The organism is Sphingomonas glacialis (genome assembly GCF_006439055.1).
Taxonomy (GTDB): Bacteria; Pseudomonadota; Alphaproteobacteria; order Sphingomonadales; family Sphingomonadaceae; genus Sphingomonas; species Sphingomonas glacialis_A.
Genome location: NZ_RCZC01000008.1, coordinates 1 through 26565, shown reverse-complemented (window position 1 = coordinate 26565; position 26565 = coordinate 1). Strand labels below are relative to the sequence as shown.

Annotated in this window: 22 protein-coding genes; 12 read left to right on the top strand and 10 right to left on the bottom strand. The window is 68.0% G+C overall.

Features of this window, described 5'->3' with window-relative positions; genetic code table 11:
* Window positions 1-10 precede the first annotated feature (10 nt).
* A complete protein-coding gene (tpiA, locus tag EAH76_RS19445; RefSeq protein WP_140851942.1) occupies window positions 11-748 on the bottom strand; it encodes a triose-phosphate isomerase in 738 nt (245 codons plus the stop codon).
* A gap of 145 nt (window positions 749-893) precedes the next feature.
* Here tpiA and EAH76_RS19440 point away from each other — a divergent pair, with 145 nt between their 5' ends.
* Both EAH76_RS19440 and trpE read left to right on the top strand, forming a co-directional pair.
* Window positions 894-2852 (top strand): peptidylprolyl isomerase, encoded by a 1959-nt coding sequence (locus tag EAH76_RS19440; RefSeq protein WP_140851941.1) that lies wholly within the window; start codon window positions 894-896, stop codon window positions 2850-2852.
* On the top strand, window positions 2836-4368 hold the full coding sequence (gene trpE / locus EAH76_RS19435; RefSeq protein WP_206667912.1) for an anthranilate synthase component I: 1533 nt from the start codon (window positions 2836-2838) through the stop codon (window positions 4366-4368). Before EAH76_RS19440 ends, trpE begins: the two co-directional genes overlap by 17 nt.
* Before the next feature lie 14 nt (window positions 4369-4382).
* Here the strand turns inward: trpE and EAH76_RS19430 are convergent, their stop codons facing one another.
* Entirely contained in the window at window positions 4383-4826 is a 444-nt protein-coding gene (locus EAH76_RS19430; protein WP_140851940.1) for a hypothetical protein, read from the bottom strand.
* A 122-nt stretch (window positions 4827-4948) separates the two neighbouring features.
* Between EAH76_RS19430 and EAH76_RS19425 the strand changes: the two genes are divergently transcribed.
* The 4 genes from EAH76_RS19425 to EAH76_RS19410 all read left to right on the top strand — a co-directional run bounded on the left by EAH76_RS19425 (window position 4949) and on the right by EAH76_RS19410 (window position 7941).
* Window positions 4949-5533, top strand: a complete 585-nt coding sequence (locus tag EAH76_RS19425; RefSeq protein WP_140851939.1) for an anthranilate synthase component II — start codon at window positions 4949-4951, stop codon at window positions 5531-5533.
* Window positions 5534-5669: 136 nt separating this feature from the next.
* Window positions 5670-6665: an anthranilate phosphoribosyltransferase gene (trpD, locus tag EAH76_RS19420; protein ID WP_140851938.1), complete on the top strand. Its 996-nt coding sequence runs from the start codon at window positions 5670-5672 to the stop codon at window positions 6663-6665.
* Window positions 6662-7450, top strand: coding sequence for an indole-3-glycerol phosphate synthase TrpC (gene trpC, locus EAH76_RS19415; protein WP_140851937.1), 789 nt, complete (start codon window positions 6662-6664; stop codon window positions 7448-7450). The genes trpD and trpC overlap by 4 nt, the downstream gene beginning before the upstream one ends.
* Before the next feature lie 92 nt (window positions 7451-7542).
* Window positions 7543-7941 carry a cupredoxin domain-containing protein gene (locus EAH76_RS19410; protein ID WP_140851936.1) on the top strand — a complete coding sequence of 133 codons (399 nt, stop codon included), beginning with the start codon at window positions 7543-7545 and terminating at the stop codon, window positions 7939-7941.
* Window positions 7942-8125: 184 nt separating this feature from the next.
* On the opposite strand, the gene EAH76_RS19405 is transcribed toward EAH76_RS19410, so the two are convergent.
* Window positions 8126-10474, bottom strand: coding sequence for a TonB-dependent receptor (locus EAH76_RS19405; RefSeq protein WP_140851935.1), 2349 nt, complete (start codon window positions 10472-10474; stop codon window positions 8126-8128).
* A gap of 313 nt (window positions 10475-10787) precedes the next feature.
* Here EAH76_RS19405 and EAH76_RS19400 point away from each other — a divergent pair, with 313 nt between their 5' ends.
* Both EAH76_RS19400 and lexA read left to right on the top strand, forming a co-directional pair.
* Window positions 10788-11441, top strand: coding sequence for a BLUF domain-containing protein (locus EAH76_RS19400; protein WP_241659802.1), 654 nt, complete (start codon window positions 10788-10790; stop codon window positions 11439-11441).
* 70 nt (window positions 11442-11511) lie between these two features.
* Window positions 11512-12177, top strand: coding sequence for a transcriptional repressor LexA (gene lexA, locus EAH76_RS19395; RefSeq protein ID WP_140851934.1), 666 nt, complete (start codon window positions 11512-11514; stop codon window positions 12175-12177).
* Between the two features lie 163 nt (window positions 12178-12340).
* Here the strand turns inward: lexA and EAH76_RS19390 are convergent, their stop codons facing one another.
* Window positions 12341-12670 carry a DUF4287 domain-containing protein gene (locus EAH76_RS19390; RefSeq protein ID WP_241659801.1) on the bottom strand — a complete coding sequence of 110 codons (330 nt, stop codon included), beginning with the start codon at window positions 12668-12670 and terminating at the stop codon, window positions 12341-12343.
* Window positions 12667-14907, bottom strand: a complete 2241-nt coding sequence (locus tag EAH76_RS19385; RefSeq protein ID WP_431358002.1) for a ComEC/Rec2 family competence protein — start codon at window positions 14905-14907, stop codon at window positions 12667-12669. Before EAH76_RS19385 ends, EAH76_RS19390 begins: the two co-directional genes overlap by 4 nt.
* Before the next feature lie 43 nt (window positions 14908-14950).
* Here EAH76_RS19385 and gltX point away from each other — a divergent pair, with 43 nt between their 5' ends.
* Genes gltX through EAH76_RS19370 form a run of 3 tightly spaced genes read left to right on the top strand, consistent with a single transcriptional unit; the run spans window position 14951 to window position 17902 of the window.
* Window positions 14951-16405, top strand: coding sequence for a glutamate--tRNA ligase (gltX, locus tag EAH76_RS19380; protein WP_140851932.1), 1455 nt, complete (start codon window positions 14951-14953; stop codon window positions 16403-16405).
* 19 nt (window positions 16406-16424) lie between these two features.
* On the top strand, window positions 16425-17711 hold the full coding sequence (locus EAH76_RS19375; RefSeq protein ID WP_140851931.1) for a citrate synthase: 1287 nt from the start codon (window positions 16425-16427) through the stop codon (window positions 17709-17711).
* A complete protein-coding gene (locus EAH76_RS19370; protein ID WP_140851930.1) occupies window positions 17708-17902 on the top strand; it encodes a hypothetical protein in 195 nt (64 codons plus the stop codon). Before EAH76_RS19375 ends, EAH76_RS19370 begins: the two co-directional genes overlap by 4 nt.
* A 118-nt stretch (window positions 17903-18020) precedes the next feature.
* On the opposite strand, the gene EAH76_RS19365 is transcribed toward EAH76_RS19370, so the two are convergent.
* Genes EAH76_RS19365 through EAH76_RS19350 form a run of 4 tightly spaced genes read right to left on the bottom strand, consistent with a single transcriptional unit; the run spans window position 18021 to window position 22052 of the window.
* Entirely contained in the window at window positions 18021-19406 is a 1386-nt protein-coding gene (locus EAH76_RS19365) for a sensor histidine kinase (RefSeq protein ID WP_140851929.1), read from the bottom strand.
* On the bottom strand, window positions 19403-20512 hold the full coding sequence (locus tag EAH76_RS19360) for a DUF2336 domain-containing protein (protein ID WP_140851928.1): 1110 nt from the start codon (window positions 20510-20512) through the stop codon (window positions 19403-19405). Before EAH76_RS19360 ends, EAH76_RS19365 begins: the two co-directional genes overlap by 4 nt.
* 36 nt (window positions 20513-20548) lie before the next feature.
* Window positions 20549-21709: a hypothetical protein gene (locus tag EAH76_RS19355; RefSeq protein WP_140851927.1), complete on the bottom strand. Its 1161-nt coding sequence runs from the start codon at window positions 21707-21709 to the stop codon at window positions 20549-20551.
* A 49-nt stretch (window positions 21710-21758) separates the two neighbouring features.
* Window positions 21759-22052, bottom strand: coding sequence for an Hpt domain-containing protein (locus tag EAH76_RS19350; RefSeq protein WP_140851926.1), 294 nt, complete (start codon window positions 22050-22052; stop codon window positions 21759-21761).
* Window positions 22053-22135: 83 nt separating this feature from the next.
* Between EAH76_RS19350 and EAH76_RS19345 the strand changes: the two genes are divergently transcribed.
* Entirely contained in the window at window positions 22136-24463 is a 2328-nt protein-coding gene (locus EAH76_RS19345) for a hypothetical protein (RefSeq protein WP_140851925.1), read from the top strand.
* Between the two features lie 937 nt (window positions 24464-25400).
* Here EAH76_RS19345 and EAH76_RS19340 read toward each other — a convergent pair.
* A complete protein-coding gene (locus EAH76_RS19340) occupies window positions 25401-26447 on the bottom strand; it encodes an IS110 family transposase (RefSeq protein ID WP_140851924.1) in 1047 nt (348 codons plus the stop codon).
* Between the last annotated feature and the right edge of the window lie 118 nt (window positions 26448-26565).

The window sequence follows — 26565 nt, the reverse complement described above, 5'->3', positions numbered from 1 at the left end:
CCCGCCGCCTTCAAGCCGCTTCGATGATCGGCACGAACTTTGCCGCGGTCAGGCTCGCGCCGCCGACCAGAGCGCCGTCGACATCCTCGGTTTCGAGGATCGCCGCCGCGTTCGCCCCCGTCACCGATCCGCCATAGAGGATGCGGATCCCGTCCGCCGCATCGCCGACCAGCGTGCGCAGCTTGGCGCGCGCGATCGCATGGACCTCGCCAATCTCGTCGAGCGTCGGGGTGCGGCCGGTGCCGATCGCCCAGCGCGGCTCGTACGCCAGCGTCAGCCAGTCGCCCGTCGCGAGATCGGGGACCGATTTCTCGATCTGCGCCTGCACCACGCGCGCCGCGCGGCCGGCGTCACGCTCGGCATCGGTCTCGCCGACGCACAGGATCACGCCGAGCCCGTGGCGATGCGCCGCGCTCGCCTTGGCCCAGGCGTCCTGGCTGGTCTCGCCCTGGTCGGCGCGGCGTTCGCTATGCCCGACGATCGTGAAGCGCGCGCCCGCCTCGACCAGCATCGCGGCCGACAGGCAACCGGTATGCGCCCCGCTCTCGGCGGCATGGACATCCTCGCCGCCGAACGCGAAGCCCGGCACCAGCGCCACCGCCGGCGCGATCAGCGTCGCCGGCAGCGCGATCGACACGTCCACCAAGGGCGCAGCGCGCGCGGCCTCCGCGATAGTGACCAGTTCGGCGAGCGCGGCATGGCTGCCGTTCATCTTCCAATTGCCTGCCACCAGCTTGCGTCGCGCCATTGTGCGTCTCTCCCGTTTTGATCCTCGCGGAACAGCGATACCGAAGCGCGCGCGCGGTACAAGTCCAACCGCCTGGGTTGATGCGGCCCCGCCTGCCCCCTAAAGCAGCGGCAACACGCTCCAGACAGATTGGCCGTTTCCGACCATGCTCAGCTTTTTCCGCCGAATGATTGCCCACCGGTTCGGAGGCGCGATCGCGCTCGGTTTCGTCGCATTGCTCGGGCTGGGGTTCGTGCTCGGCGACCGCGCCGGCCTGTCGGGTAGCGCCGACCCGGTCGCCAAGGGCGACATCGTCGCGACCGTCGGCAAGAAGACGATTTCGGTTAGCGACCTGCAGACCGCGGTGCAGCGCGACATGGACGGTTATCGCCAGCAGCAGCCGACGCTCGACATGGCGCAGTTCGTGGCAGGCGGCGGGTTCGACGCGACGCTCGAGCGGCTGATCGATTCGACCGCCTATCGCCAGTACGCACAGGCGCAGGGCATGGTTGTCGGCAAGCCCGCGGTCGATGCGGTGATCGCCGCACAGCCGGGGCTGACCGGGCTCGACGGCAAGTTCAGCCAGGAGAAGTATGAGGGCGTGCTGCGCCAGATCGGCATGACCGACGCCGATGTCCGCCTGCAGACGACCGACCAGATCCTCGTCAAGCAATTGTGGCAGTCGCCGCTGAAAGCCAGCCAGGTCCCGCTGCAGCTCGCGCTCCCGTACGCCAGCCTGCTGCTCGAAAAGCGCGCCGGGACGATCGGCTTCATTCCGTCGCAGGCGGTGCCTGCCGGCGCCGTGCCGACCGACGCCGAGCTCACCACCTATTACACCCGCAACGCCTCGCGCTACCGCGTGCCTGAGCGCCGCGTCGTGCGCTATGCGATCGTCAACGCCGCCACCGTTGGTGCCGCCGCAACGCCAAGCGCGGCCGAGATCGAAGCTGCCTACAAGGCGCAGTCGGGCAAATATGCCGCCGCAGACCTCCGCACGATCGTCCAGGTCGTCGTCGCCGACCAGACTGCCGCCAACGCGCTTGCCGCCAAGGTGCGCGCGGGCACGCCGATCGCCGAAGCCGCGAAGGCCGCTGGGCTCGAGCCGGTGACGCTCACGGATACGACCAAGACCGACTACGCCGCGCAGACGTCGCCTGCGATCGCGAGCGCGGCATTTGGCGGCAAGGCTGGCGATGTCGCCGGCCCGCTGCGCGCGCCGCTCGGCTTCATCGTCCTCAAGGTCGAGAAGCAGCGCATCCGTCCCGCCACGACGCTGGCGGCCGCAACGCCCGAGCTGACCAAGACGCTGACGACGCAGAAGACCGCGGCGCTGCTCACCGATAAGCGCAACAGCTTCGAGGACACGCTGTCCAAGGCGAGCTTCGACGGGATCGTCGCACAGCAGAAGCTGACCGCGCAGACCACGCCGGCGCTGCTCGCCACCGGGCAAGACGTGGCCAACCCGACCGCCAAGCCCGATCCCGCGATCGCGCCGATCCTCACCGCGGCGTTCGCAGCGCATGCCGGCGATTCGCCGCAGACCGTGCCGCTCGGCCAGGACGGCAGCTTCGCGCTGATCACGCTCAACAAGATCGTGCCGGCCGCCCCGCGTCCGCTCGCGCAGATCCGCGATCTCGTGATCCGCGATTTCGAGCTGGCGCGTGCGCAGAAAGCGGTCCGCCAGATCGCCGCAGGTGTCGTCGCCGCGGCGAACAAGGGAGTGCCGCTGGCGCAGGCGTTCGCCGCGACCAAGCTCAAGCTGCCGCCGCTCCGCCCGATCGCCGGCCCGCGCGCGCAATTGCTCGCCGATCCGCGCGCCGTCTCAGCGCCGCTGCAGATGCTCTTCGCGATGCCGGCAAAGACGACCAAGCTGCTCGAGGCGCCCAACAATGCGGGCTATCTGATCGTCCATCTCGACACGATCACCTCGGGCGATGCGTCGGGCAACGCCAAGGTGATCGCGGGGACTGAGAGCGATATCGGCAGCGTGATCGGCCGCGAATATGTCGCGCAGTTCGGCAAGGCGGTGCAGAATGCCGTCGGCACCAAGCGCAATGCGCTGGCGATCGCCAAGCTCAAGGCCCAACTGCTTGGCGGCGTGAGCGCAGATGACCAGCAGCCCTGATCGCGCCGAGCGCCCCGACCGCATGGCCGCCCGCGCGGCCCTCGCCGCGGGGAAACCCGCTCTGCTGTGGCAGCGCCAGGTCGCCGATACCGAGACGCCGGTCGCCGCCGCGCTCAAGCTGATCGAACCCGGGCGGGGCGATTTCCTGCTCGAATCGGTCGAGGGCGGCGAGACGCGCGGGCGGCACAGCCTGATCGGGCTCGCCCCCGATCTGGTGTTCCGCGCACACGGCGCCGAGGCCGCGATCAACCCGCATTGGCTGACCGACCGCGAGGCCTTCGCGCCGTGCGACGCGCCGACGCTCGATGCGCTCCGCGCGCTGGTCGAGTCGTGCCGGATGGACGTGCCCGCCGAGCTGCCGCGCGCGCTCGCCTGTCTCGTCGGCTATTTCGGTTATGAGACGATCGGCCTGGTCGAACGCTTGCCGCGCCCCGCCAACGACGCGCTCGGGCTGCCCGACATGATGTTCGTGCGCCCGACGGTGATCCTGATCTTCGACCGGCTCGCCGATGCGCTGTTCCTCGTCGCGCCGGTCTGGCCCGATGCTAACCGCACGCCCCAGGCTATCGTCGCGGAAGGCGCCGACCGGATCGAGGCGACCGCCGCCCGGCTCGCCACGGCACAGCTCCCCGCCCCCGTGCGCGCCCCCGCCGCGCAGGAGATCGCGCTGACGCCGACGCTCGCGCCCGGCCGCTATGCCGAGATGGTCGCGGCAGCGAAGGACTATATCGTCGCGGGCGACATCTTTCAGGTGGTGCTGGCACAGCGCTTCACCGCGCCGTTCACGCTGCCCCCGTTCGAACTCTATCGCGCGCTGCGGCGGATCAACCCCTCGCCCTTCCTCTATCATCTCGACCTGCCGGGCTTCGCGCTGACCGGCTCGAGCCCCGAGATCCTCGTCCGCGTACGCGACGGCGAGGTGACGATCCGCCCGATCGCAGGCACGCGCCCGCGCGGCAAGACCGCCGCCGAGGACGAGGCCAACCGCGTCGGCCTGCTCGCCGATCCCAAGGAGCGCGCCGAGCATCTGATGCTGCTCGATCTCGGCCGCAACGATGTCGGCCGCGTCGCCGAAGCCGGCAGCGTCACGGTCACCGCGAGCTACACCACCGAATTCTACAGCCATGTGATGCACATCGTGTCGAACGTCGTCGGCCGCTTGTCGCCAGACCATGACGCGATCGACGCGCTGCTCGCCGGCTTCCCCGCGGGCACCGTCAGCGGCGCACCCAAGGTCCGCGCATGCGAGATCATCGCCGAGCTCGAGGATGCAGTGCGCGGGGCCTATGCCGGCGGCGTCGGCTATTTCTCGCCCGACGGATCGATGGATTCGTGCATCGTGTTGCGGACGGCAGTGGTCAAGGACGGCACGATGCACGTCCAGGCCGGCGCCGGGATCGTCGCCGACAGCGTCGCCGAATATGAGCAACGCGAATGCGAGGCCAAGGCCGGCGCCCTGCTCGCCGCCGCGCGCGAGGCGATCGCACGCGCGGCGGAGGTCAGTTTCGGGCAGTAATCAGCCGGCGGCGATCACGGGATCGCTGCGGCCTGACGCTTGGCCTCGGCCTTTTCGGCGGCATATTGCTGCGCGCGCATCATCGCGCAGCCGGTCTGGCCGCCCGATCCGGTCGGCGAGCAGGTGTCGGGCAGGCCCCCTGCGCGACGGCCTACTTCGTCCGCGACTGCGGCGCGATTGACCCAGCTCTGATTCTGCGCGGGGATTGGCTTGTCGTCGCGCAATTCCTTGGGGATGCGATACGGCTCGCCTTGGCGCGCACAGACGACGATCTCGGCATCGGGATTGCTCGACTTGGGGCAGGCCTGGTTGCCGGTCAGCGTGATCGAACGGATCCGCAGCGGGGGCTTGCCGGACTCGGCCTGCTTGGCGGCAGCATCGGTTTGCTCGGCGGTCTGCGCGAAGCTCGAGACCGGGGTGACGGCCAGCGTCAGGGCGATGGCAAGGGGGCGCAGCATGGTGAAAAATCTCCTCGAGGATCAACAACGTCCACCACGCCAGCTTGATCCAAGCTGAACGTGCAGATTCGATCGCACATTCGATCATTGTCGCTACACGACAAAAGCGGTAGCGGCGCGCTATGATCCGCGCACAGATCCTTGTCATCGACAATTACGACAGCTTCACCTGGAACCTCGTCCATTATCTGATGGAGCTCGGCGCCGAGGTGAAGGTCGTGCGCAACGACGCGATGACCGCGGCGGATGCGCTGGCGACCAACGCCACCGGTTTCCTCATTTCGCCCGGCCCTAAGACGCCGACCGACGCGGGTATTTCGCTCGATCTCGTCGCGGCGTGTGCCGATGCGGGACGGCCGCTGCTCGGCGTGTGCCTTGGGCACCAGGCGATCGGCCAGCATTTCGGCGGGAACGTCGTGCGCGGCGGGCTGATGCACGGCAAGACCTCGCCCGTGACGCATGATGGGTCGGGCGTGTTCGCCGCGCTCCCGTCGCCCTTCATCGCGACGCGCTATCATTCGCTGATCGTCGAGGATCTGCCCGACACGCTGATCGTCAATGCCCGCGCCGATGACGGATCGGTGATGGGGGTGCGCCATGCGACGCTCCCGATCCACGGCGTGCAGTTCCACCCAGAGAGCATCGCGACCGAGCATGGTCATGCGCTGCTGGGGAATTTCCTGGCGGATGCCGGGGGCGCCGCATGAGCCGGCTCGCACCTTCTTCCCCCCTCCCGCTTGCGGGAGGGGGCGGGGGTGGGCGCGCGCGTTCAATCAGCGCTGCGTTCACAATAGAGCGCGAGCCCACCCCCAGCCCCTCCCGCAAGCGGGAGGGGAGTGCTCTATGACCACCCTCGCCCTGCTCCCCGACCCGTCCTCCCCGCTGAGCCGCGAGACAGCGGCGCAGGCATTCTCGGACCTGCTCGACGGCCACGTCCCCGACGACGCGATCGCGCGCTTCCTCATCGGCCTGACCGAACGCGGCGAGACCAGCATCGAGATCGCCGCCGCCGCGCGCGCGATGCGTGACCGGATGCTGCCGATCGCGGCACCCGTCGGCGCGCTGGATGTCTGCGGCACCGGCGGTGACGGCCACCACACGCTCAACGTCTCGACCGCCGTGTCGATCGTCGTCGCCAGCACCGGCGTGCCCGTCGCCAAGCACGGCAACCGCGCCGCCTCGTCCAAGGCGGGCGCCGCCGATACGCTCGAGGCACTCGGGCTCGACATGCACCGCGCCGGGCTCAACGCCGAGGCGAGCCTCAACGACATCGGCATCGCCTTCCTGTTCGCCGCCAACCACCACCCGGCGATGAAGCGCATCACCCCGATCCGCCAGAAGCTCGGTCGCCGCACGATCTTCAATTTGATGGGCCCGCTCGCCAATCCGGCGGGCGTCACGCGCCAGCTGATCGGCATCGCGCGCCCCGACTATGCCGCGACCTATGCCGCCGCGCTCGAACAGCTCGGCACCGAGGCGGCGCTCGTCGTCTCGGGCGAGGAAGGGCTCGACGAGCTGTCGAGCGCCGGGCCGAGCATCGCGGTCGCGGTCGGCGCGATCGACCTTCCGCGCACCATCACGCCCGAGGATGCCGGCCTGCCGCGCCACCCGGTCAGCGCGATCCGCGGCGGCGACGCGGCGCACAATGCCGCCGCTTTGCGCCGCTTGCTCACCGGCGAGCAAGGCGCGTATCGCGACGCCGTCCTGCTCAACGCCGCCGCCGCGCTGATCGTCGCGGGTATCAGCCACACCCTTCCCGAAGGCGTAGCCATCGCTGCCGAAGCGCTCGACAGCGGTTCGGCGAACGCCTTGCTCGATCGTTGGATCGCATATTCATGACCGATATCCTGAACCGTATCCTCGAAACCAAGCGTGCCGACGTCGCCGCGCGCAAGGCGACGACCGCGCTGAGCGAACTCGATGCGCGAATCGCCGGCCAGTCGCCGCCGCGCGGCTTCCGCGCCGCGCTCGATGCGCGCGCGGCAGCGGGCGGCTACGCGCTGGTCGCCGAGATCAAGAAAGCCAGCCCGTCCAAGGGCCTGATCCGCGAGGATTTCGATCCCCCGGCGCACGCCCTCGCCTATCAGGCCGGCGGCGCGACCTGCCTGTCGGTGCTGACCGACGAGGCCTGGTTCCAGGGGTCGGACGGCTTCCTCACCGCCGCGCGCGGCGTGTGCGACCTGCCGGTGCTGCGCAAGGATTTCATGGTCGATCCGTGGCAGGTGCCTGAGTCGCGCGGAATCGGTGCCGATGCGATCCTGCTGATCATGGCCGCGCTCGACGATGTGACGCTCGCCGAGATCGAGGCGAGCGCGATCGAATGCGGGATGGACGTGCTCGTCGAGGTCCATTCGCAGTCCGAGATGGAGCGCGCGATGAAGCTCAAGTCGCGGCTGATCGGCGTCAACAACCGCAACTTGCGCGATTTCACGGTCGATTTCGCGCGGACCTATGAGCTGGTGTCGAAGGCGCCGAAGGACTGCACCTTCGTCGCCGAAAGCGGGCTGACGACGCGCGCCGACCTCGACGCGATGGCCGAGCACGGCATCCGCTGCTTCCTGATCGGCGAGGCGCTGATGCGGCAGGACGATGTCGAGACGGCAACGCGCACGCTGGTCGGCTGAGCCGCAAGTCGCCGCGGCGGACGGTCGGAGTCGCGCGGAACGAAGCCCGGCGCTGCGCCGTTTGCGTCTCCAGTTCGATACGGAGACATGCAATGAAGACCGCCCTGCTCGCCCTGATGGCAATCGCCGCGCCCGCCGTCGCGCAGACGCCTGTCGCACGCGCGCCGCAATCCGTGGCGATCACCATGACCGACCACGGCTTTGTGCCAAGCACCATCGTGTTGCGCCGCGGCGGTTCCTATGTGCTGCGCATCGCCAATCGCTCGGACAAGGGCCACAACCTCACGCAGAAGGCGTTCTTCCGCGCGGCGCGTCTCTCGCGTGAGGATCGTGGCTTGGCGGGCGACGGCCAGATCGTCCTCGCGCCGGGCGAACGCGCGACGGTGCGGCTCCAGGCACCGCTCAGCCGACCGGGCGGGACGTATCAGTTCAGCAGCACGACCTTGGGCGACGCCGACAACGAGTATACCGGCGTGTTCCGGATGCGGTGACGATGGCGTAAGATCGGCCGCTCTTCCGCGTTCGAGATAAGGATCCGCCTTACCTATAGCGGCCCCCCGGCACGACGCCGGCATGGCCGCATGAGCTGTGATCGATCACGCCACAGCCGCCGGGACAGAGTCCAGCGGACGAAGCGGCCGATGTGCGTAACGTCCGCACACCGGCCCTCCCCGATCAGAACTTGCCGCTGAGCGACACGCCGATGATCCGCGGATCGTTGAAGACCGCAGCGTTATAGTTGTCGAGCACGCCCTTGAGGTTCTTCTCATTGGTGACGTTGCGCGAGAACACCGCGAGCTCATACTTGCCGTCGGGCGCGGTATAGCCTGCCTTCAGACCAGCCTCGAACGTGCCGTCCGACGTATATTCGACCGTCTTGTACGGCACGAAGCTGGTGTAGCCCTGCAGCGTGACGTCGCCGCCGATGAACAGCTTGCCGCCATTGCCGAGCGGGAAGTCGTAGCGTGCGTTCGCATCGAGCTGATACTTGGGCGCGTTGGGAAGCGCGTTGCCGTTGATCTGCGCCAGTACCGCGGTCGTCGTCCCCGCCGCATTGCGGACGTTGAGCGTCGGATTGAGCACGGTGCAGGTCAGCGCGCCATTAAGGAAGCAGGCCGGGGTATAGACGCGCGTGTCGTTGATCTCGGTGTGCAGCACGCTGCCACCCAGACCCAGCGTGAAGTCGCGCACCGGGCGCCACGTCAGCTCGGCTTCGCCGCCCCACGCCTGCGCCTGGTTGGCGTTGAACAGCAGGCCGTTATTGTTGGCGTCGTTGCCGTTCAGCTGGATGTTGTGGACCTTGTAGTAGAAGCCCGTCGCGTTGAAGCGCAGCGTGTTGCCGAACAGGTTCGACTTGAAGCCCGCCTCGTACGACGTGATCGTCTCCGACCCGGCGGTCACGAAGGCCGAGCTGAACACCGCGTTGCGGCCCTGGATCGTCGGCCCGCGGAAGCCGTGCGAGACGCGCGCGAACACGTTGACGTCGGGATCGACCGCATAGTTCAGGCTGGCTTCCCAGCTCGGCTGGGTATCGGCGAGGCGGACGTTGGTCGCCGCGGTCGCCGGGAAGGTCGAGACACCCGCTGCGGTGCGCGGCGGGGTGACGAGGCGCGTCTTCTTCTCGTCATAGGTCACGCGCACGCCACCCGTCAGCGTCAGCTTGGGGAGGATCTGGTAGCTCGCCTGACCGAAGCCAGCATACGACGTGTTGGTGTTGCGCAGCACGACGTAATTGTTCGGATTGGGCACAGTGCCGAACGAATTGTTGAGCAGGAAGAAACCGCGCTGGTCGAACTCGGTCGTGTCGCGCGATTCGAAATAGATCCCGCCGATCTGCCACTTGAAGCGACCCGTACCGTTGCTGGCGAGGCGAACTTCCTCGCTCAGCTGATCGAGATCGCGCACGCGGCCCTGGCTCTCGCCATAGAATTTGCCCCCGGCGAAGTTGCTCGCAGCACCACCGTCGGTGTCGCCACGGCTGTAGCCCGCGGTCGTCTCATAGGCGGTGATCGAGGTCAGCGTGACCGCGCCGAAATCGTTCTTCGCGTTGAACGAGCCGCCATAGGTCTTGTACGCCTGACGATTGCCGCCGCCCTCGTCGAGCGCGACGCTGGCGCGCGGTGCCGCGCTGATGTCGTTCGAGCCGCGCAGGATCGCGCCGCGATGGAAGATCGTCGAGGTGCCCGAATAGTCGCGCGCATGCGCCGAGAGCAGGCCGGTGAAGCCGGTCTCGGGCGGGGTCAGCATCAGCTGGACGCGGATGTCCTTCTCCTCGAAGCCGCCGAGCTTGTCCTTGCCGCCGACGGTGCCGTCGTCGCTCGGGCCGGTATAGGTGTTGTCGATCCAGTTGTCGCGGCGCTGGTACAGGCCCGACACGCGGAAGCTCAGCACGTCCTTGACGATCGGGCCGCCGACGCCGGCATCGACGCTGACGGTGTTGTAGCTGCCATACGACGCGGTCGCGCGGCCGGTGAACTCGTTGGTCGGGCGGTTGGTGTCGAACTTGATGATGCCCGCGGTGGTGTTGCGGCCGAACAGCGTGCCCTGCGGCCCGCGCAGCACTTCGATCTGGTTGACGTCATAGACCGGGTTCGACTTGAGCACGACATGCTCGAGCACGACGTCGTCCTGGATGATCGACACCGGCTGCGATGCGCCGAGGTAGAAATCGATGTTGCCGAGGCCGCGGATGTAGAAGCGCGGGAAGATCTTGCCGGTGGTCGTCTCGGCGTAGAGGCCGGGGACGCGGTTGGCGAGTTCGAGCAGCGTGTCGCTGCCGCCCGAGGTGTAGGTGCGCAGATCGGCACCCGACAGCACGCCGACCGACACGGGCACCTTCTGCAGATTCTCGCTGCGACGCTGCGCGGTGACGACGATATCGCCGAGGCTGTCGCTCTCGGGCGCGGCCTGGACCGCGGCGACGGGCGCCGCGGCGTCCTGTGCGCTGGCCGAACCGATGCTGGCGATCGCGCCGAATGCGGTGCCGAGCAGAAGGGCCGCCTTGGCGACGTGAGACTTGGACATGATGTTCCCCCAATAGGTTAAATGGTCTGCCCACACCGTTCGCCGCAGCGGACCTTTTGGTCCTGCGCGGCGATGCTGCAGCGGTGATGCGTGATGCGGTGTGGCTCGACCGCGCCGCTAGGTCGCGATTGTGACGCGATTATGACATAGTGATGCTGCACGATGCTTTGTCGTCGGCGTGTGGCTTTCGGGTTGCACCGGCGCTGTGAACGCAAAGACTGATGCAGGATATCGTCACCGGGCACGATCCACCGCAACGACAGCGCACACCCCCCGCCCGTAACGCTGACCTTTACGAGTAAGGATTAACGGCGTGCGTCAAATCCTGTATGTCAGCCTGAGCACAGTGCCCGGCGACACAGCCGATCTCGCCAGCATCCTCGAGCAATCGCGTCACAATAACGCGATCGACGGGATTACGGGGCTGCTTTGGTCCGATGGCAAGAGCTTCATGCAAGTCCTTGAGGGACCGCGCGTCAGCGTGATGACCACCTTCGCGCGGATCCTTGCCGACACACGTCATCATTCGCTCGTCGTGCTACAGGAACGCCGGATCCATGCCGCCGAGTTCAGCGGCTGGACGATGGCGCACCGACGCCCCTGCGACGCCGCCGACAGCTACGACGCCCAGATGCAGCGCCTGTTGATCAATGCGTCGGATCAGATCCGGATGCATTTCCGCACCTTGATCGCGACCGGCCATGTCGCGGCGCTCGCACTCCCGGTCGAAGCGCTCGGCGCACCACCGCCGGCGCCGGTCGACGCCGCCGGCGATCCGGCCCGCCCGCGCCGACCGCTCGATCGCCGGGTCGGCGCGCCATTCCACAATGCCGGCGTCGCGCTCACCACCGCCTTTTCCGAAATTGCCCTGCCCGCGCACGCGCAGCACGACGCCTGTCTTGAAAAGCTCCACAGCGTCGCGCGCATCCCCACCGGCGACTCGTCGGAAAACCGTGCGCCGACGTGATTGCTCTGCTTGACGGGCGATTTTTCGTTCCGTATAGGTTCGTCGTCTGTTCCGACGAAAGGGCCGCGCGATGCTTACCCGCAAGCAGCATGAGCTGATCTGCTTCATCAACGACCGGCTCGACGAGACCGGCGTATCGCCGTCCTTCGAGGAAATGAAGGAAGCGCTCGATCTTAAATCGAAATCGGGCGTCCATCGCCTGATCAGCGCGCTCGAGGAACGCCAGTTCATCCGCCGCCTGCCCAACCGCGCCCGCGCGCTCGAAGTGCTCAAGATGCCCGAGCGCGGGATCAAGACGCCCAGCAAGTCCGCTCCGGCCAGCGCACCGCGCGCCGCGCCGCAGCCCGCCAACGACGTGATCGAGATCCCGCTGCACGGCCGGATCGCGGCCGGTGTGCCGATCGAGGCGTTCGAGGGCGCGTCGATGCTCTCGGTCCCCGCGGCATTGCTCGGCAGCGGCGAGCATTATGCGCTCGAAGTGTCGGGTGACTCGATGGTGGAGGCGGGGATCCTCGACGGCGATTATGCGCTGATCAAGCGCCAGGACGTCGCGCGCGACGGCGAGATCGTCGTGGCGCTGATCGAAGAGAGCGAGGCGACGCTCAAATTCTTCCGCCGCGAGGGCGCGATGGTGCGGCTCGATCCGGCCAACCGTGCGTACGATCCGCAGCGTTACGCTCCGGCTCAAGTGCGCGTGCAGGGCAAGCTCGCCGGGCTGCTGCGCCGTTACGACTGACAGAGGATCGGCGTGACGCGGCATCGCACTCGATCGGTGCATCGCGACGGTCGGGTCGGTTCAGTCGCGTTCCCCGGAGTTCCCGTGCCCGGAGTTCCCATGCGCTGAGTTCCCGTCCTCGGGGTCCCGATTACCGGAGTTCCTATACTCGGCGTTTTTCAAGCTAAGGGTCCCTGCGCTCGGGGTCGCTTTGCTCGGCAAGGGTGTACGCGACGATCGCGTTCGCGTGGCCATGCCCCATGCCATGGTCGCTCTTCAGCATGGCGACGAGGTCCATATGCTTTGCCGGCAAGCGTTCGCGCACCAGCGCCTGCCACTCCGCGATCGGACGGCCATAGGTCTTCTCGATTGAGGGGAAATAGGATGCGGGTCCCTTGATCCTTTGGTCGGCCATGGCGTGCAGGCTCCGAAATGCGCGACGATACCGCACATCTTCCGGCATTTCCCGCCGAGCGGCAAGAACGACGCACCGCCATCGCTGCCCTGTCGTCATCGCAATCCCGCCGCACCGCTCGCTGTAGGCGTCGACCGTGAACGCATCTCGCCAGCCCACCGACGCCGCGCGGTCCCGGCATCCGGCGCCGCGATCCATGGATGCCGGTCGCCCGCGTGGCGAACCGTCCGCACCGTACGCGATGCCAAAGCGATCGCGACCCCGCCCGTTCGCTCCAGCGTCGGCCGGTCGAGCCGCAGCCAGCGCGGCACGCACCGCCGCGGCAGCCGACGCTCGCTGATCACGATATCGACGCCGGCGCAGGCAGCGACCAGATCGGCGGTGGGAACGCGATAGCCGCTCCGCGTCGCCAACACCCGCCACTCGCGCCCGCCAGCCATCCGGCGCGTGAGGCACAGATCCCGGCTACAGCGGGCGTCGCGGCGCTCGGACAGCAGCACGGGCAAGTCCGAGACCCCGCCATTTTCGGCAAGCGTGTCGGCGGTATAGTCGCCCGTCCGATCGCGGAGCAGCGCCAGCGCGCCATCGGCCGTCCGGATCGCGACATGCCGCCCGTCGCCGGTCACGAGCAGATCGGGCGCCGGCGTCGCGAGCGCCCACACCAACCCGATCAGCAAGGAGACCGCCCCGAGCCGCCGCCAGCGCGTGCGCCACAACGCGATCCACAGCCCACCGGCGACCATCAGGCCATAGGCGGCGCCCGGCATCGCCGGCAGCGGCGCGACCGCGCCCGGGATGGCCGCGGTCACGTGCGCGATCCACAAGAGCAGATCGAGCGAGCGCGCCGTCAGCCACCAGAACGGCAGCCCCGCCCCGACCGTGTCGAACAGCAACGCGAGCGCCTCGCACGGCATCGTTACGAAGGTTGTCAGCGGGATCGCGACGATATTGGCGACCGCGCCGTAGATCCCCGCTTTGTGAAAGTGAAACAGCGCGATCGGCAGCAGCGCGAGTTCGACGACGATCCCGGTCAGCAAAAGCGACGCCAACTCGCGCCCGAGTCTCGCCAGCCGCGACTGCTCGCGCGGCCCGAACCACGCGCGCAACTGCGGATGCTCGTTGAGCGAGACGATCGCTGCCACCGCCGCGAAGGAGAGCTGGAAGCTCGGCCCGACCAGCGCTTCCGGGTAGAGGAGCAACACCACCACCGCCCCCGCCGCGACCAGCCGCAGCGTCAACGCCTGCCGCCCCAATGCCAGCGCGACCAAAACGAGTAACGCCGCCACGCACGATCGGATCGTCGGCACCTCGGCGCCGGTGAGCAGCGTATACCCGATCGCCGCCAGCGCCCCCGCGCCCGCCGCGATCAAGGGAACGCGCGTCCTCAGCGCGATCCACGGGCTCAGAGCGAGCAAACGCCCGACCAGCAGCATCACCGCGCCGACCGCCGCGGTGATATGCAGCCCGCTGACCGACAGCAGATGCGCGAGCCCCGAGCGGCGCATCGCCTCATTGTCGTCGAGCGGGATCCCGCCCTGATCGCCGGTCGCGAGCGCAGCGGCGATTCCCCCGACCCCGCCGCCGCCCGCCTGCTGCTGGATATGCTGCGACAGCGCCTGCCGCAGCCCGACGCCGCCCGCCCCGCCGCCCGAAACGATCCGGATCGGCGCGAAACCGCGGCCGGTCGCGCCGATCCCGTCGAACCACGCGCTGCGCTCATAATCGTACGCACCGGGCACGCCGGGCGGTGGCGGCGGCATCAGGCGCGCCGACAGTTCGAGGATGGCCCCGGGGACCAGACGCGCCGGCACATCCGCATCGACGAGATTGACCCGGATGTGCGCCGGCAGCGTCGGAAGCGGGCGCGCCGGCCCCCGCGTCGCCGGCACCGCCAGCACCTGCAGCGGGGCCAGCCGCAGTCGCACCAGGTCGCGCGCCGCCAGCGGCTCGATTCGCTCGACTCGCGCGGTGAAGGTCGCGATCGTCGGTTCGGCAAGGACAGCGTGCGTCACCCGCTCGGCACGCCACCAGATCAACCCGAGCCCGATCGCGACCGCAAACCCGCCAACCGCGACGATGCGCGCCGCGCGCCCATGCCGCGCCAACGCCACACCCAGGAGCGCAACCGCGATCGCAAGCAGCCCCGCCGCTTCCCATGCCGCCGCATCGGGCAACACGAACCACAAGGCGATCCCCGCCCCCAGCGCCACCGGCAGCCATAACGGCAGCTGATCGCGCTCGGCCTCGAGCCACGTCTCGAGTCGTGCGCCGACGCCAAACCACCCCCGCGGCACGCCGATTTGAAGCGCAGGAAGGTGCGTGCTAGAGGCGCTCAAGGCTGATCCGGCCATCCAATCTCTAGTCTGGGAGCATGCGCGATTGAGCGCAATATCTGACCCCGCCGCGGCCCCCGCCGCCGGCGCATCCGACACCAAGGTCGTCACCCGGTTCGCGCCGTCGCCGACCGGGTTTCTGCACATCGGCGGGGCGCGTACCGCCCTGTTCAACTGGCTCTATGCGCGCCATCACGGCGGCGAGTTCCTGCTGCGGATCGAGGACACCGATCGCGCGCGCTCGACCCAGCCGGCGATCGACGCGATCCTCACCTCGCTGCGCTGGCTCGAGCTCGATTGGGACGGCGCCGAAGTCTATCAATCGCAGCGCGCCGACCGTCATGCCCAGGTTGCGCACACGATGGTCGAGCATGGCCACGCCTATCGCTGCTATTTGACGCAGGAAGAGCTCGCCGCGATGCGCGCCGAGGCCGAGGCCGCGAAGAAGCCGCTGCGCGTGCGTAGCCCGTATCGCGACATGGATACGAGCGCTGAGACGCGCCCGTTCGTCGTCCGGCTGAAAGCCCCGCTCGACGGCGCGACGACGATCGAGGACAAGGTCCAGGGATCGGTCACGGTGCAGAACGCCGAGCTCGACGATCTCGTCCTGCTGCGCTCGGACGGTACGCCGACCTATATGCTCGCGGTCGTCGTCGACGATCACGACATGGGCGTCACCCACGTGATTCGCGGCGACGACCATCTCAACAACGCCTTCCGCCAGCTCCCGATCATCCGCGCGATGCACGCGATCGAGGGCGGCTGGCCCGATCCGATCTATGCGCACATCCCGCTGATCCACGGATCGGACGGCGCGAAACTGTCGAAGCGCCACGGCGCGGTCGGCGTCGAATTCTACCGTGACGAACTGGGCGTGCTCCCCGAGGCGCTCGACAATTACCTGCTCCGGCTCGGCTGGGGCCACGGCGACGACGAACTGATCAGCCGCGATCAGGCGATCGAATGGTTCGATCTCGACGGAGTCGGAAAATCACCATCGCGGTTCGATCTCAAGAAGCTCGAGAACCTCAACGGTCAATATATGCGGCAGGCGGACGATGCGAGGCTTGCTGCGCTGGTCACGCCGATGCTCGGCTTCGAACCGACGGACCGTCAGGCAGACATACTTTGTCGCAGCATGGCATCGCTCAAGCCCCGCGCCGCCAACCTCAACGAGCTAGCCGCGGGAACCGCGTTCCTTTTCCACGTTCGACCGGTGGAAATGCACGCCGAGGCGACCGCCTTATTGGGCCCAGATGCACGCGCGTTACTCGCTCGATTGCACGTCGCGCTTGACGCGACCGAAAGCTGGGATACGGAGGCGCTCGAAGCTGCGGTTCGGCTGGTCGCCGAGGATGCAGGGGTCAAGTTGGGTCAAGTCGCGCAGCCGCTGCGCGCCGCACTGACCGGGCGCAAGACCTCTCCCGGAATCTTCGACGTGCTCGAACTGCTCGGGCGCGACGAGAGCCTGGGGCGTATCGCCGACCAGATGGCCGCATAGGTTTTCGAAAGGACCACCGATGACTGACTCCGTCAAGCTGAACGCCGCAGGCAAGGACCTCGATCTCAAGGTCTTGTCGGGCAGCGTCGGCCCCGATGTGATCGATATCCGCAAGCTCTACGCGCAAACGGGTATGTTCACCTACGATCCGGGCTTCACCTCGACCGCGTCGTGCGACTCGGCGATCACCTATATCGACGGCGACGAGGGCGTGCTGCTCCATCGCGGCTACCCGATCGGCCAGCTCGCCGAGAAGTCGAGCTTCATGGAGGTCTGCCACCTCCTCCTCAACGGCGAACTGCCGACCAAGGACGAGCTCGACAAGTTCAGCTACACGATCAGCCGCCACACGATGCTGCACGAGCAGCTCGCGACCTTCTATCGCGGCTTCCGTCGTGATGCGCATCCGATGGCGATCATGTGCGGCGTCGTCGGCGCGCTCTCGGCCTTCTACCAGGATTCGGCCGACATCACCGATCCGCAGCAGCGCATGATCGCGAGCCATCGCCTCATCGCGAAGATGCCGACGATCGCCGCGATGGCGTATAAATACTCGATCGGCCAGCCGTTCATGTCGCCGAAGAACAACCTCAGCTACACTGGCAACTTCCTGCAGATGACCTTCGGCGTTCCGGCGGAAGAGTACGTCGTGAACCCCGTCGTCGAAAAGGCGATGGACCGCATCTTCATCCTCCACGCCGATCACGAGCAGAACGCGTCGACCTCGACCGTCCGTCTCGCGGGTTCGTCGGGCGCCAATCCGTTCGCGTGCATCGCGGCGGGCATCGCCTGCCTGTGGGGCCCGGCGCATGGCGGCGCCAATGAAGCGGCGCTCAACATGCTGCGCGAGATCGGCACCGTCGACCGCATCCCCGAATATATCGCGCGCGCCAAGGACAAGAACGATCCGTTCCGCCTGATGGGCTTCGGTCACCGCGTCTATAAGAACTACGATCCGCGCGCGACCGTGATGCAGCAGACCGTGCGCGAAGTGCTTGGCGAGCTCGGCGTGACCGATCCGGTGTTCGACGTCGCGATCGCGCTCGAGGAAATGGCGCTGAGCGATCCGTACTTCATCGAGAAGAAACTGTTCCCGAACGTCGATTTCTATTCGGGCGTGATCCTCTCGGCGATCGGCTTCCCGACGACGATGTTCACCGCACTGTTCGCGCTCGCCCGCACCGTCGGCTGGGTCGCGCAGTGGAACGAGATGATCTCGGATCCCGAGCAGAAGATCGGCCGTCCGCGTCAGCTGTACACCGGCCCGACGCAGCGCGACTTCGTGCCGCTGGCCGACCGTAAGTGAGCGCGGTCAAGACGCTCGCCCTGGTGGCGGGCGTCTTGATCCTCGCATTCGGCCTGCTGTTCGCAGGCCAGGGGGCCGGGCTCATCCTGTGGCCGGCCTCGAGCTTCATGCTCAAACAGGGCAGCTGGGTGCTCTACGGCGCGATCGTCGGGCTCGCGGGCGCCGGGCTGATCTGGTGGGCGCGCCGCTGAGGCGCTCCCTATACCGTCACCCCGGCCTTGTGCCGGGGCCCACTGGGATGCGCGCGCTGGCTGCGTAGAACGCGCGGCACGGTAGACCCCGGCACAAGGCCGGGGTGACGTCTAGGCCCTAAGCCGCCGGAAGCGTGAACACGAAGCGCGCCCCCTGCCCCGGCGCCGAATCGACCGTAACATCGCCCCCCATCGCGCGCGCCAACCGCCGCGCGATATAGAGCCCGAGTCCGCTGCCACCGGCTTCGCGCGGATCGACACGCTCGAATTTCTCGAAAATCCGCGCCTGGTCGTCGAGCGCGATGCCCTTGCCCTGATCGGCGACGATCACCGCGGCGACCGCCCCCTCGCGCTCGGCGCGGACCCACACCATCCCGTCGGCTGGCGAATAGCGCACCGCATTGCCGATCAGATTGACGAGAATCTGCAGCGCGCGCCGGAATTCGCCCGTCGCCGCCAGCGTCTCGCCGAACGCCGGGCGATCGATCCGCACCCGCGCCTCGCTCGCGCGAACCTGCAGCAAGCCCGCAGCACGCCGCGCGACGTCGGCCAGATCGACCGGCTCGTGAAGGACGGCAAAGTCGGGACGCTCGATCGCCTGGAGATCGACCAGATCGTCGACCAGCCCCTTCAGATGCCGCCCCGCGCTCGCGATATCGGCGGCGTAATCGGCATAATCCTGGCGCAGCGGCCCCTCGGACTGGTCGTGAATGCTGTCGGCATTGGCGATGATCCGGTCGAGCGGCAGCCGCAACGCCTGATCGAGCCGCTCGGCAAAGGCGCTGATCGTGGCGTCGCTGCTCGGTGTGGGTTCGGGCGCGGGCGCCGCGTCGAGCATCTGCGTCGCGCCGACGAACCCCGCAAAGGCGCCGCTCGCATCGGTGCGCGACGTGGCAGAGAGCCGGACGGGTCGCCCGGTATCGCGGATCGTCGCGGGCTGATCGTCGAAGCGCTGCTGCAAGGCGAGCCCGCCCAGGATCGGAAACGCCCCGCCATCGCTCTCGCCCAGGATGAACAGTCGCGTCAGCGGATGCCCGAGCAGCGCCCCGGCGTCGAAGCCGTACTCGACGCCCGCGCTGATCGACAGGAAGGTCAGCCGCAGCGCACTGTCGGTCTCCCACAGCCAGTCGGCCTGGCTGCGCAGGAAATCGCTCGCGCGGTCATTGGCGATATCGCCGGGATACCAGGGCGCACGCGCGCGCCAGCCGGTGATCGTGAGGCGCACGCCACCCGTCGCCCGGCTCGGCCCGGTCTCGGGCTGCGCGCGCACCCACAGTTCGAGATCGTCGTCGCCATCGGCCGCGACGACGCCGCGCGAGATGAGGATGCCGAGCCGCTGTGCGAGATGCACCAGCGTGGCGATCTGCGGGATCGCCAGCGGCAGTCCGATCGCACCGCCGGCTCGCGCATTCAAATCGTAGAGCCGCTGGTCGGCCTCGACCAGGCGACCGTCGCGGTCGATCAGCCCCCGCACCGGCGGCAACATCGGATCGTTCACGTTCATCGCCCGCGTCCTAGCGCAACCAGCGCAGCGCGATAATCGCGGTGGAGCAGCAGCGGCGCGAGCGCCTGGCGCGCCAGCACCGGATCGATCGCGGCGATCTCGTCGAGCGCATCGGCGAAGCGGTCGAGATCGCGCGCGGGGTCGGCCTCGCTGAGCGCCAGCCCGATTCGCGCGATCGATTCGCGGTCGAGCTCGAGCGCGCGCAGCAACAGCCACAGCCGCTCGGCGCCGGGATCGAGCACGATCTCGCGCGCATCGGCATAATCGATCCCCATCGCATGGGCGAGCAGCGCAATGAACAAGGCAAGGCGCCGATCGGCAAGCGCTTCGACCAGCAACCCGGCAAACTCGTCCGCCTGCGGATCGAGCGCGGCGGCAAGTCGGAGCGCGACCGCTTCGAGCCGGTCGCCCTCGTCATGCGCGGCGATGCTGCGCAGCGCGGCCTCGGCGAGCGCCCGATCGAGCTGCGCCAGCGCATCAGGTGCGCCGGTGCCGAAGCGTTCGCGCAAGACCGCCGCGACCCACCAGACGAGGCGATGGTGCAGTTCGGCGGGCAATTCGGTCGAGGCGAGCTGGCCAGGCGCCAGCGGGATTCGCCGCCGGCTTTCGGCCGACAGCAGCGCCATCGCCCCCGCGGCAACCACACTATCGGGCACGGCGACCAGCCGCGGCAACAGGCTGGCGCGATCGGGATCCTCGGGCGATTCGCTCGGCAACGCGTCGGCAAGCAGATCCTGCCGCACCCGGCCGAACAGTTCGCGCATCAGATCGGGATCGCGCAGCAGCCCCGAGCCGAAAAGCCGATCAAGCGTCGCGGGCGATTCGGTGGCTAACGCGTCAGCAAGGTGCGGCACCGCGCGTGCCGACAGCAAACGCGCAGCATGGCGTCGCAGCGCCGTTTCAACGCCAACCGCGAGATCGCCGAGCACGCGCCGCATCGCGAGGCGCGTGCGGTCGTCGAGCCGCGCCTGATCGGCGAGATAGAAATCGTCGATCGCACCGCGCAGCCGCACATCGACACGGCAGTCCGCCGCCGCCGCCCGGGCGAGCAGCGCCATGGCGCCCCCTTGGGCGCCGTCATCGATGTCGCGACGTTCGATCGACATGCGTCCAGCATCTAGGGGGTTGTCGTTAAAGCCAAGCTAAGGCTTTTGACGAAAGCCCTCAATGGCGGCGGCGAGCGTCCCGGCGGCATAGAGCCCCGCCGCGCCGAGCGCGAGCAGCGGCTGGCCGAGCACGAGCAGGACGAACAGCACGACCGGATAGGCGGCAGGGCTCGCCCACCAGCGCCGCTGCAGCGCCGGATCGGCAGCGCGCTCGAGCAAGGCGCCCGCAATCACCAGCGCGACCGCGAGGATCATTCCCGCCGGCGCTTCCGCGCGATAGCCGACCAACAGCGCCCCGAGCGCAGCGATCCCGGCCTTGGCGCGATCGGCGACCTGCGCCAGATCGGCTTCGTCGCGGACCCAGGCGATCGCCGCCGACACCGTCGCGATCACGATCGCCAAGCAGACGACGCCCATGCCGATCGCGGCATGGCCCGACAGCAAAGTCGCGAATCCCCCGATCGCGACCGCGCCGCCCGCCGCCATCAGCCCGAGCGTCGGCACGCTGCGCGCCATCAGCGGCGGCAGCGCAAATCGGACCAGCGGCGCGAGCAGATAGCGATCGGCCCAGCGCAGCGGCTTGGCGACCAGCGCGGCGACCATCCCGTTCCCACGCCGCGCCAGCGCCTGCGCGCTGCGTTCGATCCCGTGCGAGACCGCCATGTGCGAATCGAGATGCACCTGATCGGCGCCGCCCTGCGCCGCGACGCGCAGCAGCGTCGATTGAAAATCATAGTCGCGCGGCAAGGCCGCGACTTCGGCAACGCGCTTGCCGTCGAGCAAAGCAAGCCCGGCCCAGGCGGTGTCGGCGCCGACGCGCTCGTAATGCGGGTTGCCCTCGTCGGTGACGAGCAAGGTGTCGTGCGGCATCACCGCGATCGCCTGAACGACATCGCCCGTCGTCACCACCCCGTCCGCCACGACGAGCACACGCGCGAGAGGGTGGAGCTTCTCGATTGCCTCGGCCGCGGTGCGCACCGCATCGACCGAGACGCCGCGCCGCCCGATCCGGCTGATCGCACCGAGCAATTCCGGGGTCATTCGCGCGACGATCAGGATGATCTGCGTCGCGCCCGCGGTGGCGAGCAGGCGCGCCTGAAACTCGATCAGCGTCAGCCCGCCGAACGGCAAGGTCGCCGCGAGCACGCCCATCCGGTCATCGGCATCTTCGGTTGCAAAAATCAGTCCAGCCAGCATCGCTGGGCTGTTACGGCCTTAGCGCGCTTAAGGCAAAGCCCGTGACGGGTTACAGCCGGTCGACCGCGCGGCGCAGCCGGCGCAGCAGCGCGGCGTCGTGCGCCTCCGCCTCGGCCGCCTCGGTCGCGATCGCCATCAGCCGCACCGCGCCGAAACTCGCCGCGAGCCCACGCAGCCGGAACGCCGCGGCGCGCCACGCCGCGTCGCCACGCGCCGCCTCGAGCGCGTCGAGACCGTGCCGAACGCTGTCGAGAAAGGCTGCACGCAGTTCGGCGATCAGCGCGGGCTCGTCGCCCACTGCCGCCGCCAACGTCGCATCGATTGCACCGGGATCATAGGCCATGCCCCCCACATAGCGAACGAGCGGTTAAGCCAAGGTTTCGCTATTCGCTTTGCGCGCGGCATAATCGTGGTAAACACATGGACATGAACGGGGGTTCGCGGATCATAGACTTGCGGCCGAACGGTGCCGCGTCATCGGGCGAAGCGCGCGACAGCGCCGCTGCGGCCGAACCCCTGGCCCGCTCCTATGAGGAACCGATCGCGCTGACCCATATGTTCGAAGACGGGATCGAGGACGAAGACGCGTTCGGGCCGATGCGGTACCCGCGGCCGTGGCCCGCGCTGCTTGGCGGTGCCGTGTCGCTCGTCTGGATCGGGGGAATGCTCGCCGCGTCGTGGACCAGCCTGGCCGATCTCTCCGCGCCTGCACTCACCAGCTTCATCGCCAGCCTGTGCGTGCCACCCGCGCTGATCGGCATCGTGTTGCTGCTCGCCTTGCGGACCAGTCGCGCCGAGGCGAAGCGCTTCGGCATCACCGCGCACGCGATGCGCGCGGAAGCCGCCAGCCTCGAACGCAGCGTCGCGCTGCTCGGCCACAACATCGAGAGGCACCGCGCCAATCTCGCCGAACAGACCAACGCGCTGATGGCGCTCGGCGATGCCGCCGCCACGCGGCTGGCGAGCGTCGGGTCGGGCCTCGTCGCGCAGGTCGAACATGCCGACGCCCATGCGGCGACGCTCGCGACCGCCGCCGACCAGGCGCATACGCGACTCGAAGTCCTGCTCGCGCTGCTGCCGCGCGCGCAGGGTGAAACCGATGCCCTTGCGCAGTTGCTCAAAGCCACCGGCGTCACCGCGAGCGAACATGCGGCCGCGCTCGACGCGCAGCTGCACGCGCTCGCCGAGCGCGGACGCGAAGCCGACGCCGTCGCCAACGGCGCCGCGCAGAAGCTCGCCGCCCACATCACGCGGATGGAAGCGACCAGCGAGACAGCCGGTGCGCGGCTCGAACAGGTCACCGGCGACATGTCGCATGCGGTCGATGCGCTGCTCGGCCGCACCGCCGATGCGGTCGACGAAGCCCGCAAGGGCATCGCCGCGCAGGGCGATGCGATGCTCGCGATGCTGGGGACGAACCAGGCGGCGCTCGATCGCGCCGCGCACGACAGCGCCGAGGGGCTCGCCGCCCGCATCATCGATATCGAGCATCTGATCGAGCAGGTCGCCGCGCGGCTTGGCGAGCAGCGCGATCTCAGCCACGGGATCGTCCGCGATATCGATCAGGGCATCACGCATGTGAGCGCGCAGTTCGATCATCTCAACACGCAGGGCGTGCAGCGCGCGCAGGCGCTGGCGGCGTCGATCAGCGCGCTCGGCGGATCGGCCGATGCGATGACCGAGGCGCTCCAGACGGGCGATACGATGGCGACCGCCGCCATCGCGACGACCGAACGCCTGCTGCTTGCACTCGACGCGGCAGCGCGCGAGATCGACGAGACGCTGCCCGACGCGCTGACGCGGCTCGACGCACGCACCGCCGAGAGCCGGCGCGGCGTCGCGCAGGCGAAGCCCGAGCTGCTCGCTCTGGTCACCGCTGCGGAAAGCACGCACGACGCGATCGAGGCGATCGCGCACGTCATCGCCAATCAACGCGACACCGTCGAGAAACTCGCCGGGACGCTGCTCGACACGCTCAGCGACGGCGAGCTGCGCGCCGATGCGCTCGGCCAGATGGTCGATGACACGATCGATCGCACCCACCGCTTCGCCGAAGAGGCGGCGCCGCGGTTGGTCGAGGCCCTGCTGCGCGTGCGCGACACTGCGAGCAGCGCTGCCGACCGTGCCCGCGATACGCTCGCCAGCGTCATCCCCGCCGCGGCGCAAGCGCTCGAAGAACAAAGCACCGCCGCGATGGAACGCGCGACCGCCATTGCGCTCGATCGCCAGATCGCCAGCATCGGCACCGCCGCCGAAGCCGCCGCCGACGCCGCCGAACGCGTCGCCGAGCGGCTGACGCAGCAGATGCGGACGATCGCCGACTCGACCGCAATCGTCGAGACCCGGCTGGTCGAGGCACGACAGGAGCGTGACAAGGCCGATCAGGATACGCTGACGCGCCGCGTCTCGTTGCTGATCGAATCGCTCAACTCGGCGTCGATCGACATCGCCAAGGCGTTCTCTGTGGATGTGTCGGACAGTGCCTGGTCGGCCTATCTCAAGGGCGATCGCGGCGTCTTCACGCGCCGTGCCGTGCGGCTGATCGATGCCGGCGAAGCGCGCGAGATCGCGCGGCTGCACGACGAGGACCCGGCGTTCCGCGATCAGGTCAATCGCTACATCCACGACTTCGAGGCGATGCTGCGGACGATCCTGTCGCAACGTGACGGCTCTCCGCTTGGCGTGACGCTGCTCTCGTCGGACATGGGCAAATTGTACGTGGCGCTGGCGCAGGCGATCGAACGCCTGCGCTGAGCTGCGGTGTTCGGCCGTTAACCCATAAAACGGGGTCTGCGAACGCAAGGGCTGAACGGCGACATTTGGTTGTTAACGGCACTAACGCATAACCGTCGCCCCGGCGAAGGCCGGGGCCTCCCCCCTGGTGTCGCGCCGCCCGCCAGGCCATCCAGAGGCCATGGCTTCCGCCGAGGCGACTGCCGAGGCAATGGCTAAATTTGGCCGACCGTTGCCCGACCGCTTTTGCGCGCGAAAGCCGCCAGTCCGATTTCAGACGACCCGCGTTCGCAACCGAGGGCGGGACGGCGACAATCGGTGGGAAGCGGAATGGCGGCTTCTCTATCGCGGCCTGAGTCAACAGGCGCAGGCCACTTTCCGCCGCCGCGAGTGCGCCGGTCTGACGAATTGGTAGGCAACGAAGTTCAAATACTGTTTTCTGCCGAGCTTGAGATCGTCACACGGGGTTCGTGCTTCTCTCCGGGGTCGGCACGTAGCCGCCCCATGATGGGGTAAGAGAAAGCGGCGTGGATCAATCTTTTGGACGCCTTTGTTCGTAAGAACAGGGCTGCCGCCATTACGATCTCACACCACCTTCGTCCCCGTGAGGACCTCTTCCTGCCGAGGCAGNGGCGGCTTCTCTATCGCGGCCTGAGTCAACAGGCGCAGGCCACTTTCCGCCGCCGCGAGTGCGCCGGTCTGACGAATTGGTAGGCAACGAAGTTCAAATACTGTTTTCTGCCGAGCTTGAGATCGTCACACGGGGTTCGTGCTTCTCTCCGGGGTCGGCACGTAGCCGCCCCATGATGGGGTAAGAGAAAGCGGCGTGGATCAATCTTTTGGACGCCTTTGTTCGTAAGAACAGGGCTGCCGCCATTACGATCTCACACCACCTTCGTCCCCGTGAGGACCTCTTCCTGCCGAGGCAGAACCGTGAAAACTCCTGTCTGAGCCTGTATCAGGCGGCCGCGACCGCGGTGCCGGGTTCGCTGCCCCAGCGGAAGTCGGTGCCGTCCGTCCACATGCGGTGGAGAACGACGGCCAGGCGACGCGCGACGGCGACGATGGCGCGCCGCATGCCCCGGCGCTGTGCGACCTCCATCCCCCAGGCCTTGAGCCAAGACCAGTGGCGGCTCTGGGTCATCAGGATCTGCGCCGCCTCGTACAGCATTGTTCGCAGCATGGTGTCGCCGGACTTGGAGATGCCGCCGTCATAGTCGATCTCACCCGACTGATGGCGGCGGGGTGTCAGCCCGACATGCGCGCCGACCGCTCTGGAGTGGACGAAGCGCTGGGGCTGGTCGATCGAGGCCCGATAGGTGAGCGCAACCACCGGGCCGACGCCGGGCGCGGTCATCAACCGTTTGCAGACCGGATCATGCCGGACCGTGTCGAGCAGCATCTTGTGAAGTGTGGCGAGCTGCTGGCGCATCACCCGCCGCACCGTCAGCAACGGCTCGACGATCGCCGCCAGTCTCGGAAAGCCCTCGACCAGATGACGAATCCGGGCCTCGTAACCGATTGTGCTGACGACACCGACCTTGAGGCCAAAGTTGCGCAGCGTGCCGCGCATGTCGGACTCGATGTCGATCAGCTTGCGCTGGACGAGCTTGCGGCTGGTCAGCAGCATGCGCTGTTCCTGCGCGGCCAGCGTCTTCACGTGCACCGGCTTGAACAGGCCGACCCGCATCATCTGGGCGATCCCGCGGGCGTCGTTGCGGTCCGACTTGTTGATCTGCTGCGCCTGCAACAGGGCCTTCATGTGCCGTGTCTCGACGCAGATCACCGGCAGACCCGCCTCGATCAGGCCGTTCACCAGCCACTGCGACAGCGGTCCGGCCTCGATCCCGACCCTTACGTAATCGCCAGCGACCGATGTCAGCAGCACAGCAATGTCATCCGGCTCGGTCGGCACCTTACGCTCGCACACCACCTTGCCGGCATCGTCCACCACGCACACCGACGTCTCCTTCACCGAGACGTCCAGACCTACAAAATGCGTCATCGCTCTCACTCCTTCCCTCGATGCACGAGGTCAGGCTCGACCCCGATCCAGGCATCGTATGTGAAGGGGCTGCAATCTCATCGCTGTCGAAATGCAGCCGCCGCGATACACCATCTTT

Coding starts and splice junctions, on each gene's coding strand:
- trpD (WP_140851938.1), top strand. CDS start 5,670: ATGACCACCCTCGCCCTGCTCCCCGACCCGTCCTCCCCGCTGAGCCGC.
- EAH76_RS19405 (WP_140851935.1), bottom strand. CDS start 10,474: ATGTCCAAGTCTCACGTCGCCAAGGCGGCCCTTCTGCTCGGCACCGCA.
- EAH76_RS19410 (WP_140851936.1), top strand. CDS start 7,543: ATGAAGACCGCCCTGCTCGCCCTGATGGCAATCGCCGCGCCCGCCGTC.
- EAH76_RS19430 (WP_140851940.1), bottom strand. CDS start 4,826: ATGCTGCGCCCCCTTGCCATCGCCCTGACGCTGGCCGTCACCCCGGTC.
- EAH76_RS19350 (WP_140851926.1), bottom strand. CDS start 22,052: ATGGCCTATGATCCCGGTGCAATCGATGCGACGTTGGCGGCGGCAGTG.
- lexA (WP_140851934.1), top strand. CDS start 11,512: ATGCTTACCCGCAAGCAGCATGAGCTGATCTGCTTCATCAACGACCGG.
- EAH76_RS19355 (WP_140851927.1), bottom strand. CDS start 21,709: ATGCTGGCTGGACTGATTTTTGCAACCGAAGATGCCGATGACCGGATG.
- EAH76_RS19345 (WP_140851925.1), top strand. CDS start 22,136: ATGAACGGGGGTTCGCGGATCATAGACTTGCGGCCGAACGGTGCCGCG.
- EAH76_RS19360 (WP_140851928.1), bottom strand. CDS start 20,512: ATGTCGATCGAACGTCGCGACATCGATGACGGCGCCCAAGGGGGCGCC.
- EAH76_RS19375 (WP_140851931.1), top strand. CDS start 16,425: ATGACTGACTCCGTCAAGCTGAACGCCGCAGGCAAGGACCTCGATCTC.
- EAH76_RS19440 (WP_140851941.1), top strand. CDS start 894: ATGCTCAGCTTTTTCCGCCGAATGATTGCCCACCGGTTCGGAGGCGCG.
- EAH76_RS19365 (WP_140851929.1), bottom strand. CDS start 19,406: ATGAACGTGAACGATCCGATGTTGCCGCCGGTGCGGGGGCTGATCGAC.
- trpC (WP_140851937.1), top strand. CDS start 6,662: ATGACCGATATCCTGAACCGTATCCTCGAAACCAAGCGTGCCGACGTC.
- EAH76_RS19340 (WP_140851924.1), bottom strand. CDS start 26,447: ATGACGCATTTTGTAGGTCTGGACGTCTCGGTGAAGGAGACGTCGGTG.
- EAH76_RS19390 (WP_241659801.1), bottom strand. CDS start 12,670: ATGACGACAGGGCAGCGATGGCGGTGCGTCGTTCTTGCCGCTCGGCGG.
- tpiA (WP_140851942.1), bottom strand. CDS start 748: ATGGCGCGACGCAAGCTGGTGGCAGGCAATTGGAAGATGAACGGCAGC.
- EAH76_RS19425 (WP_140851939.1), top strand. CDS start 4,949: ATGATCCGCGCACAGATCCTTGTCATCGACAATTACGACAGCTTCACC.
- trpE (WP_206667912.1), top strand. CDS start 2,836: ATGACCAGCAGCCCTGATCGCGCCGAGCGCCCCGACCGCATGGCCGCC.